28 protein-coding genes are annotated in these 14,069 nt (G+C 33.5%); 11 read left to right on the forward strand and 17 right to left on the reverse strand.

Annotation, left to right across the window (positions count from 1 at the left end; translation table 11 throughout):
• Both IM475_RS21020 and IM475_RS21025 read left to right on the forward strand, forming a co-directional pair.
• Positions 1-223, forward strand: a 223-nt coding sequence (locus IM475_RS21020; protein ID WP_287728990.1) for a hypothetical protein, incomplete at its 5' end; no start/stop codon positions are given.
• 189 nt (positions 224-412) lie between these two features.
• Positions 413-679, forward strand: a complete 267-nt coding sequence (locus tag IM475_RS21025) for a hypothetical protein (protein ID WP_287728991.1) — start codon at positions 413-415, stop codon at positions 677-679.
• Here IM475_RS21025 and IM475_RS21030 read toward each other — a convergent pair.
• The 16 genes from IM475_RS21030 to IM475_RS21105 all read right to left on the reverse strand — a co-directional run bounded on the left by IM475_RS21030 (position 661) and on the right by IM475_RS21105 (position 6,555).
• Positions 661-897 carry a hypothetical protein gene (locus IM475_RS21030; protein WP_287728992.1) on the reverse strand — a complete coding sequence of 79 codons (237 nt, stop codon included), beginning with the start codon at positions 895-897 and terminating at the stop codon, positions 661-663. The two genes, IM475_RS21025 and IM475_RS21030, sit on opposite strands and share 19 nt — an antisense overlap.
• Entirely contained in the window at positions 894-1,097 is a 204-nt protein-coding gene (locus IM475_RS21035) for a hypothetical protein (protein WP_287728993.1), read from the reverse strand. The genes IM475_RS21030 and IM475_RS21035 overlap by 4 nt, the downstream gene beginning before the upstream one ends.
• A 4-nt stretch (positions 1,098-1,101) precedes the next feature.
• Positions 1,102-1,311, reverse strand: coding sequence for a hypothetical protein (locus tag IM475_RS21040; protein ID WP_287728994.1), 210 nt, complete (start codon positions 1,309-1,311; stop codon positions 1,102-1,104).
• Between the two features lie 3 nt (positions 1,312-1,314).
• On the reverse strand, positions 1,315-1,587 hold the full coding sequence (locus IM475_RS21045) for a hypothetical protein (RefSeq protein ID WP_287728995.1): 273 nt from the start codon (positions 1,585-1,587) through the stop codon (positions 1,315-1,317).
• 1 nt (position 1,588) lies between these two features.
• Positions 1,589-1,813 carry a hypothetical protein gene (locus tag IM475_RS21050; RefSeq protein WP_287728997.1) on the reverse strand — a complete coding sequence of 75 codons (225 nt, stop codon included), beginning with the start codon at positions 1,811-1,813 and terminating at the stop codon, positions 1,589-1,591.
• Position 1,814: 1 nt separating this feature from the next.
• Positions 1,815-2,120, reverse strand: coding sequence for a hypothetical protein (locus IM475_RS21055; protein ID WP_287728999.1), 306 nt, complete (start codon positions 2,118-2,120; stop codon positions 1,815-1,817).
• Positions 2,121-2,122: 2 nt separating this feature from the next.
• Positions 2,123-2,338 carry a hypothetical protein gene (locus IM475_RS21060; protein ID WP_287729000.1) on the reverse strand — a complete coding sequence of 72 codons (216 nt, stop codon included), beginning with the start codon at positions 2,336-2,338 and terminating at the stop codon, positions 2,123-2,125.
• 322 nt (positions 2,339-2,660) lie between these two features.
• Positions 2,661-2,891, reverse strand: a complete 231-nt coding sequence (locus IM475_RS21065) for a hypothetical protein (protein ID WP_287729001.1) — start codon at positions 2,889-2,891, stop codon at positions 2,661-2,663.
• A 1-nt stretch (position 2,892) separates the two neighbouring features.
• The gene (locus IM475_RS21070) at positions 2,893-3,201 is read right to left on the reverse strand and encodes a hypothetical protein (RefSeq protein ID WP_287729003.1); all 309 of its coding nucleotides are present in this window, start codon (positions 3,199-3,201) and stop codon (positions 2,893-2,895) included.
• 12 nt (positions 3,202-3,213) lie between these two features.
• A complete protein-coding gene (locus IM475_RS21075; RefSeq protein ID WP_287729004.1) occupies positions 3,214-3,369 on the reverse strand; it encodes a hypothetical protein in 156 nt (51 codons plus the stop codon).
• A 255-nt stretch (positions 3,370-3,624) separates the two neighbouring features.
• Positions 3,625-4,035, reverse strand: a complete 411-nt coding sequence (locus IM475_RS21080) for a hypothetical protein (protein WP_287729005.1) — start codon at positions 4,033-4,035, stop codon at positions 3,625-3,627.
• Positions 4,032-4,745 (reverse strand): hypothetical protein, encoded by a 714-nt coding sequence (locus IM475_RS21085; protein ID WP_287729007.1) that lies wholly within the window; start codon positions 4,743-4,745, stop codon positions 4,032-4,034. The genes IM475_RS21080 and IM475_RS21085 overlap by 4 nt, the downstream gene beginning before the upstream one ends.
• On the reverse strand, positions 4,738-5,346 hold the full coding sequence (locus IM475_RS21090) for a hypothetical protein (protein WP_287729009.1): 609 nt from the start codon (positions 5,344-5,346) through the stop codon (positions 4,738-4,740). The genes IM475_RS21085 and IM475_RS21090 overlap by 8 nt, the downstream gene beginning before the upstream one ends.
• A 47-nt stretch (positions 5,347-5,393) precedes the next feature.
• On the reverse strand, positions 5,394-5,582 hold the full coding sequence (locus IM475_RS21095; RefSeq protein WP_287729010.1) for a hypothetical protein: 189 nt from the start codon (positions 5,580-5,582) through the stop codon (positions 5,394-5,396).
• 213 nt (positions 5,583-5,795) lie between these two features.
• Positions 5,796-5,969 carry a hypothetical protein gene (locus IM475_RS21100; protein ID WP_287729011.1) on the reverse strand — a complete coding sequence of 58 codons (174 nt, stop codon included), beginning with the start codon at positions 5,967-5,969 and terminating at the stop codon, positions 5,796-5,798.
• A gap of 40 nt (positions 5,970-6,009) precedes the next feature.
• On the reverse strand, positions 6,010-6,555 hold the full coding sequence (locus tag IM475_RS21105; protein WP_287729012.1) for a recombination protein NinG: 546 nt from the start codon (positions 6,553-6,555) through the stop codon (positions 6,010-6,012).
• A gap of 91 nt (positions 6,556-6,646) precedes the next feature.
• Between IM475_RS21105 and IM475_RS21110 the strand changes: the two genes are divergently transcribed.
• The 9 genes from IM475_RS21110 (at position 6,647) to IM475_RS21150 (ending at position 13,546) form a co-directional block, all read left to right on the forward strand.
• Positions 6,647-6,841: a hypothetical protein gene (locus IM475_RS21110; RefSeq protein WP_287729013.1), complete on the forward strand. Its 195-nt coding sequence runs from the start codon at positions 6,647-6,649 to the stop codon at positions 6,839-6,841.
• Complete coding sequence (locus IM475_RS21115; RefSeq protein ID WP_287729014.1) at positions 6,838-7,608, forward strand: helix-turn-helix domain-containing protein; 771 nt, start codon at positions 6,838-6,840, stop codon at positions 7,606-7,608. The genes IM475_RS21110 and IM475_RS21115 overlap by 4 nt, the downstream gene beginning before the upstream one ends.
• Positions 7,609-7,738: 130 nt before the next feature.
• Positions 7,739-9,580 carry a BT4734/BF3469 family protein gene (locus IM475_RS21120; protein WP_287729015.1) on the forward strand — a complete coding sequence of 614 codons (1,842 nt, stop codon included), beginning with the start codon at positions 7,739-7,741 and terminating at the stop codon, positions 9,578-9,580.
• 2 nt (positions 9,581-9,582) lie between these two features.
• Positions 9,583-9,921, forward strand: coding sequence for a single-stranded DNA-binding protein (locus IM475_RS21125; RefSeq protein ID WP_287729016.1), 339 nt, complete (start codon positions 9,583-9,585; stop codon positions 9,919-9,921).
• Complete coding sequence (locus IM475_RS21130; protein WP_287729018.1) at positions 9,914-10,189, forward strand: hypothetical protein; 276 nt, start codon at positions 9,914-9,916, stop codon at positions 10,187-10,189. Before IM475_RS21125 ends, IM475_RS21130 begins: the two co-directional genes overlap by 8 nt.
• A complete protein-coding gene (locus IM475_RS21135; protein ID WP_287729019.1) occupies positions 10,186-11,580 on the forward strand; it encodes a DUF5672 family protein in 1,395 nt (464 codons plus the stop codon). Before IM475_RS21130 ends, IM475_RS21135 begins: the two co-directional genes overlap by 4 nt.
• Entirely contained in the window at positions 11,577-12,260 is a 684-nt protein-coding gene (locus IM475_RS21140) for a class I SAM-dependent methyltransferase (protein WP_287729020.1), read from the forward strand. The genes IM475_RS21135 and IM475_RS21140 overlap by 4 nt, the downstream gene beginning before the upstream one ends.
• Positions 12,260-12,781 (forward strand): class I SAM-dependent methyltransferase, encoded by a 522-nt coding sequence (locus tag IM475_RS21145; RefSeq protein WP_287729022.1) that lies wholly within the window; start codon positions 12,260-12,262, stop codon positions 12,779-12,781. The genes IM475_RS21140 and IM475_RS21145 overlap by 1 nt, the downstream gene beginning before the upstream one ends.
• Positions 12,782-12,784: 3 nt before the next feature.
• Positions 12,785-13,546: a glycosyltransferase family protein gene (locus tag IM475_RS21150; RefSeq protein ID WP_287729024.1), complete on the forward strand. Its 762-nt coding sequence runs from the start codon at positions 12,785-12,787 to the stop codon at positions 13,544-13,546.
• 196 nt (positions 13,547-13,742) lie between these two features.
• Here the strand turns inward: IM475_RS21150 and IM475_RS21155 are convergent, their stop codons facing one another.
• The gene (locus IM475_RS21155) at positions 13,743-14,024 is read right to left on the reverse strand and encodes a hypothetical protein (RefSeq protein ID WP_287729025.1); all 282 of its coding nucleotides are present in this window, start codon (positions 14,022-14,024) and stop codon (positions 13,743-13,745) included.
• Positions 14,025-14,069: the final 45 nt, after the last annotated feature.

Here is a 14,069-nt window from a genome sequence, read left to right on the forward strand (position 1 = left end):
GGGGGGGTGCGTTTTTAGGAAAAAAATAACATATTACATTTTCTTGCCATTCTTTGCGTGTGGCGTGGGCTTCGGGCTGTTTTGCGGTGGGCTGTTTGCCTGTTGGCGTGGTGTGGTGGTGGGTGGTTGCATTGTGCTGTTTATGGTGGGGTTGGTGGGGTTAACTTCTATCTTCTTGGTAGAACTAACAGAAACGGGGCAAATTTGGCAGATAATCTTTTAGTAAGGTGTTTATACTATTTTTCAATTTAAAGCGAAATTTGGGGCTTATATTAAAAAAGTTAAAAATTGCTGCTATTTATTGGGTACAATATTTTAGTAGTAAAATTATAGTATTTTAGATAAAAGTAATAATATTTTGGTACTAATATTTTGGTTTTACCTATATTTGAGTACTAAAATATTATACACTATGGCAAGAGAAATTTTATTCAAAAAATCAAAGGAAAGTGAGTATGAAAAAAGCCCTGTGCCTTCCCAAGTTCCTAAAGAAGAAAAAATTAACGAAAGCATTGCAGATTGGTTAATTGCTCACCCGTTAATAAACATTTCGGGTCTTTGCAGATTGGCTGCTATAAACAGGGCAAATTTTGACAAATACTTAAAAATGAAAAAAATACCACAAAAACACGAAACAGCATTAATTAACATATTGAAAAACTATGGCTTTGGTAAGTAATTCGGGATTTCCGAATCATTGCCAACATCCCACCCTTTTCCGTTCATTGGGTTGTCGTATATTTTTATGTCGTCTGACCAAAAATGTTTTACTTCTCCTCCATTCATCCGGCAAACCCAGACCGTATTTGTATTTACCCCATAATCTATTAAAAAAATAGCTTCTCCATCTCCTAATGGTGTTTTAACATCTATGGTTGGATTTAATTGATGTATCATTTGCCGTAGGTTTGGGTGTAGTATTGTTCGCCTGTTTTTAATGGATTATTATAAACATCTTCCTCGACACCTTTTCTATATGCTTCGGATATTTGATTTTTATTTTTTTCTTTTGCTTTTTCTTGCATCCAAAGCGGTACTTCTAAATCAAAATGATGTAATTCATTTATCAACCACTCTACTGCTGTCTGTTGTGCCATAGGTTTATTTGTTTTGGTTTTTTATTTTATTCAGTTCTATAATTAAATTGTCAATTTGTTCAATTAGGTTCATTTTAGCAGACCATTCATTTGCTCCATATCCACTAAACTCTGCTCTAAAATGCCCCCAATAATGAATAGTAGAATTTAATTCAAGTTCTGCCTCAAAGCTTTGCGCATTTTGCTTGCCATCATTTGAAACTTTAATATCCATAGTTTATTGGTTTAGTATTTGTTCCTTTAGCCATTTAGCACAATCTGTGAATGTTTCCTTACACTCATCTTGTGCATATTCCCATTTATTTTCTACATATTTATTAGCTTTTTTCTCTATCTCCTCATCACTTGGTAGTTCTATTGGGGTTAAATTTTCTATTATTTCCGTTTCGGTATAGTCAAAATAAACTCCACCGCATTCGTGTTCGCATTTTTGTGCTAATTCAATAGCTTTTCTTACTTCTTTTTCTGTGTATAGTTTCTGTTGTGCCATGTTATTTATTTGTTGGTACGTTAATCTCAAAAGAATAAATAGAAGTATGTCCATGCTTTGACATAGAAAATGCGTAATCTTCAGCATCTCTCTTTTCATCTGTTGGCGAGTTTGCATAAAATCTACCATTGCTATACCAAACCACACATACATAAAGAGTTCTTTTTGTTGACACTGCAACCTCTTTTGCTTGAATTTTTTTTATTTCGATGTCTTGTTGTTCCATGTTATTTTGATTTTAGTTTTTCAATTTTTTCGTTAATTGCTTCTGCAATAAATTTACCTAACTCGTCTTGAAATTCAGCAGCTTCTTCACTGTTTTCAAACATATGCTGAATAGCACCCCACCCTCTGATAGACAACACTTCATTTACAACCTCATAAGTGCCATCGGGAAAGTCATTTATTTGAGCAATCATTTCATTGCCTTTGGGTTTATTACCCCAAATATATCCACCTCCCCATTGGTCATATCTTGCGATACCAATAAATTCTATAATTTTTTCTAAATGTTTATGTGTCTGTTGTGCCATGTTTAATCTTTTTTATAGGTTTCGTTGTAGTATTGTCCTGCTTTCCAATCCGATTCGCTTAAAATACCTTCTGCATCAATATATGCATCTATTATCTGCTGCTGAAACATTTCTTTGGCTTTACGAAATATCAAATTATTAGGATGAGTATTTTTATCTACTAATTCATAAGTATAAAGTTGCTTAATCAACCACTCCACCGCTGTCTGTTGTGCCATGTTTATTGTTTGTTTTTAGTTAAAGTATTTATTAAGAAATTAGGATTTGATGTTGATGGTCTGCCTTTGGTGTTTACCCACAATTCCAACTCATTTATCATTTCAGTTATCTTTACGTACAACACTATGTCGTTATAAAATGTAGGCCCAAGTCCTTTAAACATATGTAATAATTGCTTTGCCCACCATAATTTAAACCAAAAAGGGAGTTTACTGTAATATTTTTTCATGTTATTTCTGTTTTAATAAACATATATTTGCACAATAAAGTTAACATCTTTATCAAGCACTAACCACTCCACCGCCGTCTGTTGTGCCATGTTTAATCTTTTTTAGTGTTATTGCCGTAGATTAGATTGTAATCAAGTTCAAAACACTCATTAATTTCTTCTGTTGTTTTGCAATCTTGTGTACTGTTACCATGCACCCAAAACAACCTATTCTGCTGCTTTTCCACCTTTAATAATTCTTTTGCTTTCATTACACAATCCATAGGTGTACAATCACTATCTATCCATTCTATAAGTTGTTCAAGTGCCGTCTGTTGTGCCATGTTATTGTTTTTTTGAGTTAGGTGTAATACCATTTTCCATATCTTTCCAACCAAGACCGTTATCAATCATAAATTTCAAGCGGATTATTTCTTCTTTCAGCATTTTGTTTTCAAACTCAATCCAATCATCTTGGTAGAACTTGCACTCCGAATTGTTCAAGGCATCTACAACTGGCTGTAACGCTTCATCATCATCATCTTTAGTAAGCAAAGATATTTTGCCGTTTGTAATTTCATAATAGCCATCATAATCACCTGTATCGGCAATTTGATGTGAATGACCTTTAAGTTCCCATTTTTGTTGTGCCATGTTATTTAGTTTTTAGTTTTTGCTGTTTGCTCTAATTGTTCTACCAAATTTGCCCCTTTCTTGATAGGTTTTTTCTCTCATTTCTAATATTTTTAATAGATATTTCCAATTAGAAATTATACTGCAATCTTCCAAATAGGTCTGCTCCACCACTGTCTGTTGTGCCATGTTAAAGATTCTTAATGTTTGATATTAAAGGTATAAAGCCCATACATATTATCCAAAAATAAATAATAATAAACCTGTCTGCGACGGTTGTTTCTTTATCACCTAATACAAACATTACAACAATAATATAACCAATCGTAGAAAGTATGTAAGAAGCGTATTTGTTATTCTGTTGTGCCATGTTATAATATAATTTGGTAAAGTATAAAAAAAATAATAGCATATAAAAATAAAACTTTCGACCCAATTTTTAATTTAAAATAAAGACAATTTATTTTCGTTTTTTAATAAATATTCATCCAGCTTTTTCAATTTAACAAACAACTGCTTTTCAAATCCCTCTTGCTTAAAATGTAAGTAACTTCCGTCTGATACAATTACAGAAACAGGCACTAGTCTTTCTCCATTATCATCAATCAATAATACGTTATCAAATTTGGTTGCGTTTTTTATCAAATGTTCGTTAAAACCATAGCTTAAGTTTTTCTGGAACAAATGCCTTGACCTTATTCTTTTAATCTGCAAGTATCTTTCTTTGTGAAATATCTTTCCAATAGTTCTTGCGTGGCTTTCGGTAGCCAACTTTAATGCTATAGAAGAATATCCAGGAGTTTCTTCAACTATAAAGTAATTGCCTTGCTTGTCTGGTGGAGATGTTTTTGTCATAACCCTCTTTTTTTGTGAAACAACTTAAGATACTCCCTTGCCGTTTTTACCTTTGATTCTACCAATTCGACTACACTATCATCAAAATCTATGTCGTACTTTATTACCCTTTCGTTCACCGGTATATCATCGTATTTTAGTATTCTTTCCAATTTCGCTGCTTCAATTAAATATTCTGGACTTTCCTCCGAAATAACATCTAATCTTTTCATCAAATAATACTTTTCCGTTTCAACCAAATGGTCTGGCATATTTGATAAGCAATACACCAAAGATGCCTTTCGCCTGTTGGTTAACATCATATAACCCTGTAATTGCCACCAATAACACTTATCTATCTTTGAATCTACATTGGCAAGAAATGTCCATATATCGTATGAGGATTTGATGTCTATTACAAACTCATAATTGGTTATAATGTCTGGAGTGCCGCTTATAAATTCGTTTTCATATTTAACTTCATTCTTTTGATAAAGCACTCCATCGTACATTGACATGGTAGTAATTGAATCATCTTCTACCAATATGCCTTTTTTCATTGGCTTTGATTGCACTTCTTTTTCCCTACCATACACAGCTTTTGCATAAACCTCTACAAGCATTGTTTTTGCAGTTTCGGACAAAGCCCCAGCTTTTTTGTCTGCAACACTTTTAGGTTCTGTCATTAATTTACCTAAAGAAGAACATCTTATTTTTACGTTTTCAAACATTGTATTTGTATTTCTTTATAATTGAATGAAGTTTTTCTTGATATGCGTTTTTCAACTCTACATCTGACATACATAGCAGCTTATATGTTTCCAACTCATCAGCAGTTGTGCATTTACCAATTTGCTCTAAAATCTTTTCTTTGGTAGTTTTCTTTGATTCTTTTTCTACTTGAACTACGGGCAATTCGTTGTTTTCTATTCCCCTGTTTAAATCCTTTCCAAATACTTTGCCTATTTTCTTTGCTGCATTTTTGAAAGCCATAGAAGCGGCTTTTGGAGTAATCAATGTTAATTGTTTTGTGTTGGCAGCATATTCACTTGCTATTCCGTAAACAGCATATTGTTCTGTGACTTTTTTCCAATACAATAATTCAACCGTAACGGTAACAGAAAAGCCCACCTTATCGCTGACTATTTTAGTGTCAACAATACGATAATTCCATTGAAAGAAATAATCCATCAAATCTTCAATCAACTCAATGTCGTTAAACTGATATTCAGTACCTGTTACTTCTGACTTCTTTGTTTTAATCCAATCTTTGTGTTGAGGAGAATTTATTCCAAAACCAATTAAATTGCTTGCATACTCTTGTACAGTCATAAAAAAATATTAAAAGTTAAAAAATACACCTTAAAACTTGCACCAGATTACTTCAGTCGCTTAACGCTTGTAACCTTTTCATCAACTTTCAAAACACCAAACTTCTTATCTGAATTACCAAATTCTTTCTTTACCCGGCTAACAGTTACCATAACTACCATATAGCCGTAGTTTACTTCAACGGATTCGTTTACTTCCAAATTTTGAAGAACAAATGCCAATGATTTCTTTGCCATAGCGATTTTTTTGTAAATTTAATTAATTTATTTAATTAAATTAAAATTTTTTTAAACCACCCAAATACCAATTACCTATTTTTATGCCTTTTACATATACTCTGCCAATACAAAAACCGATGCAATACGTTGCCACATTCGATGCAGTCAGGTGGCTGAATACCCAAAACGTGAGAGTTAACGATACAAATGTTAATACTAATAAAATCTTTTTCATAATTTATGATTTTTTGATTTTGGTTTAAATATCGCTACAATTTTACCCTTATACAATGCAAGTGCTTCTTGTTTGCTTTTCGCTGGATAAAAGGATATGTCCCCGCCCTTGTAGTTCACTTGAACAACGCATGGTTTTTGAGAAGTTGGAAGGAAAATTTGCTCTACCATTTTTTATTAATTTTAAGTATAAATACCAACTTATCAGAGATTATCCCTGCAAAAACTTCTTTTTTGCTTGATTCACCTTTAACCTATATTCAATAATCAAAGATTTAAGCTCACTGATAGTTGGTTTTGATATTTGTCTTGATATTTCTCTTAAATAATCTACTGTTCCGCTTTTTTCATCATTCAGCTTATTTTCAAATACTAACAAGTTTCCATTCAGCATACAATTATCGTGTTCACTTTGCGGTCTGCAGTTCAACTCTAACCACCTTGTAGATAAATTGCTTCTGGATATAAAATGACCGCATTGAATTTGCTTCCAATGGTACTTTTTCCCGGAAGTAAAACATTCTACCATTCCACTTGTGTCAGCGTATTTTATTCTAATGTAAACTGAAAATATTTGGTCTAAATCGGATACAAGATTTTGAAAACTTTCCCTATCATCACTATCTTCATAATCTTCAATTCTTTTTTGTGTATCTTCAATGGTCGCACAACTTTTACACCTTCCCTTACTAAAAATATAAGTCATATCAAAGCAAGTAATACAACGCTTTTTCTTACGGATAATTGTGCTGTTCATAGAACAAAAGTAATTAAATTAAGTAAACAAAAAAAATTTTGAAGAGAATTATTTTAATCTATATTTGTTCCTCTTAAAAAATTAAAATTATATGGAAAATTTGACATTGAAGGAAAAAATTGACCGGGCAAAAGACGGCAGAACGCAAACTTGGATTTTGCAAAAAATGAGAGAAAGCGGAGTAAAAATGTCCGATTCCGCATTTTCAAGGAAAAAAAATGGGCTGGATAAGTTTCACGATTACGAAATTAAATTAATTGAAAAAATATTAAAAGTAAAATTATGAGTGAAATTCAGCAAAATTGGGCAGTCGTTATTCACGCAAGAGTGTTGATGGCAAAGGATATTAACCCAAACCAGAAGATATTGGTTGGCTTGATAAGTAACTTGACAAACATTGATGATGAATGCTACGCCACAAACGAATATTTTTCATCCATTTTGGGTATGAATAAGTCCTCTAATTATGTGTCAAAATTGATTTGCGATTTAGAAAAAAAAGGGTATTTAAAGACTGAATTTTTTTACAAGGAAAATTCAAAAGAAATTGAAAAAAGAGTTATCCGAATAACAATGCAATTTAACAAGGGGGGTATTGTTCAAAAGAACAAGGGGGGTATGGTACACCAACTACCAGAGGGGTATGGTACAAAAATACCAGGGGGGTGTGGTACAAAAGTACCAGGAGAATATACTCTACTTAATTCTAATACTCTACGTAATACTAATACTCTGCTTAATCAAAAAACAAATAATACACATTTTGACCAAAAATTCAATTTTGATGATTTGCTTGCGTTCGGAAAAGCCGAAATTGAAAAGCTAAATTTGGACTATAGCAAGTACGAATATTCGCTGAAAACAAAACTTGAAACTTGGCAAGAAAGCGATTGGAAAGATGGGCATGGAAAACCAATCAAAAACCCAAAATTGAAAATCAAAAACATTATTCCCTACCTCAAGCCGATGGAAATTCCGAAACCGCAGCAAAAAAAGTACGAAAATGACCTTCAAAAGGCAAGATTGAACTTTAAACCTGTGTCCGAATACTAAAACATATCGCCATTCAAGAGGAAACAGGGCAAATTTCAATTCAAAATCAAAAACAGTACAATGATACCACTCCTATAAAAATAATCAAAATTTGGGCTTTATTTCAAATAGTTAATTTAATTCTAATATAATGGTAACGATTTTTAAGAACATTTTTAGCAAAGAACCTTTTTACGTTTCAGTTGAAGAAGCATTAAATCGGATAAAAACAGGGAAAAGTGAAAAAACAGTCAACGAAATACGAAATACGATAGACAAGGATAAGGCGAACAAGTTGAAGTTGAACCTTCCTTCCGTTTGTTTTTCGGGTAAATTTGGAAACGATAGGACTGATAACCAATTAATTCAGCATAGCGGCTTTATAGTTTTAGATTTTGATGATGTTTTTGAAATTAGAGAAAAGCAGACCGAAATTATATCCCAAGATTTTGTTTATGCTTGTTGGGTGTCTCCGTCTGGAAAAGGGTTAAAGGCTCTTGTTAAGATAGCTTCACCAAAAAAGCACAGGGAACATTTTCAAGCGTTACAAGATGTTTTTCCAGAAATAGACAGGTCTGGAATCAATGTATCAAGGGTGTGTTACGAAAGTTTTGACCCGGAGATTTACATAAACACAGAAGCAAAGGTATTTACCAAAGTAAAAAAGACCGAAAAGCAAGTAACATACGAAAGAACGCAAGAAGATGAGCAGGTGTTCAAGAAAATATTAACCTGGCTTTCCAATAAAAACGATGCTTTTGTAACAGGAGAGAGAAATAATTTCATTTTTAAACTTGCTTCAGCTTGTTGCAGGTTCGGAATTGAGCAATCAAAAGCGATTAATTTAATTAATTATGAGTTTATAACCAATTCGGATTTTACAAATAGCGAAGCGGAGAGGGCAATAAAGTCAGCATACAAGGCAAATAATTCCAACTTTGGAACGGCATTTTTTGACAAGGAAGTTCTTACAGACAAGGTTACCAAAAGTGAAATACCCATAGATGATACCGTTTATGACGATGGGCTAAAATTGAAAGACGTTGTTTATGGGATTGATGTAAAAGAACAAGCGTTAAGGATATACGATGAAGGATATGCACAAATTGGAGGGGTAAGCATACCAGAACTTGATGAAAGGTTTAAGCCAAAAAGGGGAGAAATTACTTTGCTATCAGGTATCGGGAACTATGGTAAAAGTTCTTTCAAGAAGTGGTATCAAGCTATGAGAATGTTGATGTACGGGGAAAAGTTTGCTTCTTTCGCTCCAGAAGATAACCCACCAGAAGAATACTACCACGATTACGTTGAAATTATACTTGGTTGCGATTGCTCACCAAATAACCCAAATAGACCTTCAAGAGAAACCTACGAATATGTCTATGACCTTGTTTGTAAGCACATTTTCTATGTTTATCCCAAAGATGTAAGCCCAACTCCCCAATATGTAATGGAGGTGTTTTTGGAACTTATTATCAAGGAAAACATTGATGGTTGCGATATTGACCCTTTCAATCAGCTTACAAACGAATATCAAAAGTTTGGCAGAACGGATAAGTATTTGGAATGGGTGCTTTCGGTATTTTCAAGATTTGCTCAAATAAACAATGTGTTCTTTTGGATAATTGCCCACCCAAGACAAATGACCAAAGCTGGAGACGGAAACTATCCCTGCCCGGACGTATTTGACTTGACAGATGGGGCTATGTGGAACAACAAAATGGATAATATTTTGATATATCACAGACCATTTGCACAAACAGACCCTCAGAACCCTACTTGTGAATTTCATAGTAAAAAAATCAGAAGGCAAAAGATTGTAGGTAAGAAAGGATTTTTTATATTTGAAATGCTGTTCAAAAAGAGAAGATTTCTTTTCAATGCTGTTGACCCTATGCAAAAAATTTTACAAGACCAAAAAATTAATTTTAACTTTGAAGATAATCAACAGCCATATAATACACAAACACAAACAAGCGAAAATTTATTTTAGTTATGATGAAAATTGAAAGTATAGCAAAAATCGGTAAAGATGCTGTAGTAAATCAGGTGAACGGAAAAACAGTTATCAATTTTAATGTCGCTCACAACGAAAGGTACAAAAACAGCGATGGTGATTATGTAGACAAAACAACTTGGATACATTGTGCTTGGTGGACTGAAAAAACAGACCTTGCCAAATACATTAAAAAAGGTTGCACTTGTTACATTGAAGGAAAGCCAGAAACAAAAACATATAAAAAAGATGATGGGGAACTTCAAGCCCAGCTTCATGTCAGAATTTCTGTATTTTCATTAATCACATCTCCAAACGTATCTTCTCCAAATGTCTGATGCAATAAGATTTGAGCAAACGCTTAACAGAGAGCAAAGAAGGCACTTTGAACAAAATGCTTTCAAGGTGTATAACCATCTAAAACCAATAAACGAAAACTTTATTCAGTTGGTTTTTACATACATTGATACACCAGAAAAATACAATGAAGTTTACACTACATTTTTAAATTCTTGGATTAAAGCTTGTGAATGGTTAAAGAAAAAGTATCCTACAATAACTATTGATGAGCATTGGTTTGAGAAAAATTATAAACCCGAATTATGATACTAAAAGACGTAACAGTAGTATGTATTGATACCTACAATGTAGGGGAAGCTATTATAGCATTAAGAAAGACATTACAAGAAGTTCAGCCAGACAAGGCATTATTTTTTACCAATACCGATGTAGAAGTAGATGGAGTGCAAACTATAGTGGTAAATGAAATAAATTCGGTAGACGATTACAGCAGATTTGTTATTAAAGAATTATACAAATACATAACAACGGGATTTGTATTGATAATTCAGCATGATGGATATGTTCTTAATGGAAAACTTTTTGACGAATCTCTTTACAGATATGATTATTGTGGGGCTTTATGGTCAGAAAAAGACGGACTAAACAACGGAAATGGAGGATTTTCTTGGCGGTCTTATAGGTTGCTTGAAACTGTTGCAAAAGATGATACTATTGAAATACTTACTCCCGAAGATGTTTCCATTTGCAGAATATACAGAAGGTATTTGGAAGAAAAATATGCATTTTTTTGGGCTCCAGATGAAGTTGCTGAAAGATTTTCTTTCGAATTGATAAAACCCAAAAACAACACATTTGGATTTCATGGATTTCACCACAAGCCATACAGACCCGTTGTTGTAATACAAAGAATGGGTGCTATGGGTGATGTTATTGGTGTTGAACCTGTTTTAGCACATTATTATAAAGCCGGGTATGAAGTTGTACTAAGAACAACTCCTGTATTTTATGAGTTATTTTACAGACACCATTTTCCTGTTGTTTTTTACGAAAACTTTGACACTTCAATTCCGCACAAGTACTTTAATCTTGATATGTCTTATGAATCGTTTCCAAAAGAATTGCATTTAAGTTCATATTTTTCTTTTGCCGGAGTTAAAAATGCAGAGTTAAAAGCCCCAAGTTTGTATTATCCAGATGTAAAAAACAACAAACTATTCAAAAAATACATTGTAATACACAACGACACAAGAGAGCAGCCATACAGAAACATAAGGAACTTTGATTTTAAAGAGTTAATTCATTGGCTAAAAAGCAAGGGGTATTTGGTTATTCAAGTTGGCACTACACAAGAAACAATTTATGGAGCATTTCAAATAAGTACAAAATCGCTTGACTTTTTGAAATATGTAGTTGGTGGTGCTGATTATTTTATTGGAATAGATTCTGGAATATCACATATAGCTGTTGCATTTGGAGTAACTTCGTTTATATTTTCTGGCTCTGTAGATTTGAATTTAATTCACCCAGATGCGTCAAACATTTATTGGCTAAACAAAAAATCTTGCGACACGCCTCTTTGTTGGCACGATGTAGTAGGGTGTGAGGGAAAAAAATGTGTAGTAAACGAAAACGAACCACCTTGTTCGGACTTTTCGTATGTAGATATATTTAACATCATAAACAAAATCAAATGAAGTCAAAAGAAAAAATTGAATTTATCCAATTAGCATTGGAAAACGCAGACCAATTAATTTCAAGTTTACCTGCAGAGCAATATCAAGTTCCCGCATTGACTTCCTTAAGAATTAGGCACTTGCTTAATAGCTTGGGAAAACTTGGTACAAGGTATCTTGAAGTAGGTGTTCACAGGGGAGGAACATTTACTGCTTCTGTTGGTGGAAATGTAAATTTAGAAACGGCAACGGCTATTGATAGCTTTGAATCAGATGTAACAGCCAACGAAGGCGCAAAAGATGATTTTTTACATTGGTCTTGCAGGTTTCTGCCAGGTTCTACAAAGTTCAATTTAATACACTCCGATTCTTTCAATCCAGAAGTTCTTAAAGAAATCCCTTCCGACATTGATTTGTATTTGTATGACGGAGACCATAGTGAAGAAAGCCAAAAAAGAGCATTGACATTTTACAAGCCGGTACTTGCAGATGAATTTGTTTTCATTTGTGATGATTTTGATTGGGATGAAGTTCAAAAAGGCACATCAGCAGGTATTGAAGAAGCGGGATATGAAGTTCTGTTTGAAAAATACTTGAAGTCAGTTGGAGACCATAACAACGATAGTTGGTGGAATGGGTTTTATGTTGCTTATCTTAAAAAAGCAGAGAAGAAAAAAAAGACAAAAGCAAAAAGCAAATAATGGTAAGTTACAGAAACGATGTAGGTAGTGGTGATTTATGGCTTGAAGTGGTAAATGATATACTTAAAGGTAGACCAAACTCAAGTTTGCTTGATTTGATGTGTCACAAAGCACCGCACACGCCTTTATTGGATTTCCAAAGCATTACGTTTGTAGATATACAAAATCGTGGACTTGATTTCCCATTAAGGAATACCGATGAATTTGTAGAACAAGATGCTATTGAGTATTTAGAAAAATCTTACACTTTTGATGCTATTATTTGCTCCGATGGAATAGAGCATTTGAGTAAAAAAGACGGAGACTACTTGCTTGAACTAATAAAAGCAAAATCAAAAACATCAATAATTTTTACCCCTTATGGAGATTATATGGTTGATGAAAACTCTACCCACCCGGATACTCATAAAAGCGGATGGACTGAAAAGGACTTTGAAAAAATGGGTTATTCGTGCATAATCTTTCCAAACTTTCATCCCGAATTAAACAAGGGTGCAATATTTGCTTATAAAATAAATTAATTTATGAAACTTGCAGGAATACAAATAGTAAAAAACGCAATTAAATACGATTATTGTTTTGAGGAATCAATTAACTCTATGCTTGAAGTATGCGATGCTGTAATAGTTGCTTATGTAGAAAGCGAAGATGGAACATTGGATATATTAACCAAGTTGAACAATCCAAATATTTACATTATTCAATTAAAGGAATCTGATTGGAATTTGTACCCAGACAAGCATAGGTTATCCTACATAACCAATATAGCAATCCAACACGCAGATAGGCTTGGTTTCCCTTACATACTTTCTTGTCAAGCAGATGAAGTTGTTCACGAAAGCAGTTATCCTGCAATAAGAAGGTTTATAGAAAAAGGCGGTGAAGCGGCAATTATAAGAAGGGTCAATCTTTGGAAAACGCCAGACTTTGAACTTAATGTTCCACACGAAAGACAACCCTGCAACACCCAAGTATTAAGACTTGCAAGGGCGAATTTTAGAGCATACGATGATGCCGAATCTCTTGGCTTAAATACATCACACGAAGTTGAATTTTGCGATGATATTGTATTGGTGCATTATGGATTTGTAAGAAAAAAAGAAGTAATGAAGTCCAAAATTATCAATATGCAGCAAGGAGTGTTTGGAATGATTGACTATGATAAAAAATTAGATGAATGTGAAGTGTTTAACCCCGATTTGTGGTTTGACCCTGCAAAAGATTTGAAACCAATTTCAGTAACTCATCCAAAATTTATGAAAGATTGGATAAAACAAAGACCATGAAACAAAGAGTATTTGAATATTTTGAATTTGTTTTTTTTGGTATTATTTTAATACCTGTTGCCGTCGTTTATTTCATTTTTACATTGCCTTTTGCAATAGCAAATTGGGTTTATTGGGAATTGTATTACTTTGATTCCATAAAGAAAAATAAATAAAAAACCCCCAACAAGTGGGGGCTTTAAAAATTCGGCTTTGATTAGACAGCCAGGGCACTCAAGGTAGCAACAGGTTGCGCGCTTGAATAAACAACTGACGGCTGATTTAAGCCAGTCGGTAAAACTTCAATAAGCGAAACTTGCGTTACGCCATTGACAACTGTGTTGGGCGGTGCAGCAGAAATGGTGCATAAAGCGGAAGGCAAGCTTATGCCAACGCCCTGAGTAGCAGGAGTGCCCAGCACATTGTTTAAGCCTCTAAAAGGTCGACCATAGCCAACGGCTCTTCCGTAAACCTGTGCTAAAAAGTGATTGTTTGCCATTTTTTAATTGTTTTTAATTGTTAATGATTGATTGGCGGTTCAAAA

Origin of the sequence: Microcystis sp. M061S2 (assembly GCF_020245605.1) — a bacterium.
Lineage (GTDB): Bacteria > Cyanobacteriota > Cyanobacteriia > Cyanobacteriales > Microcystaceae > Microcystis.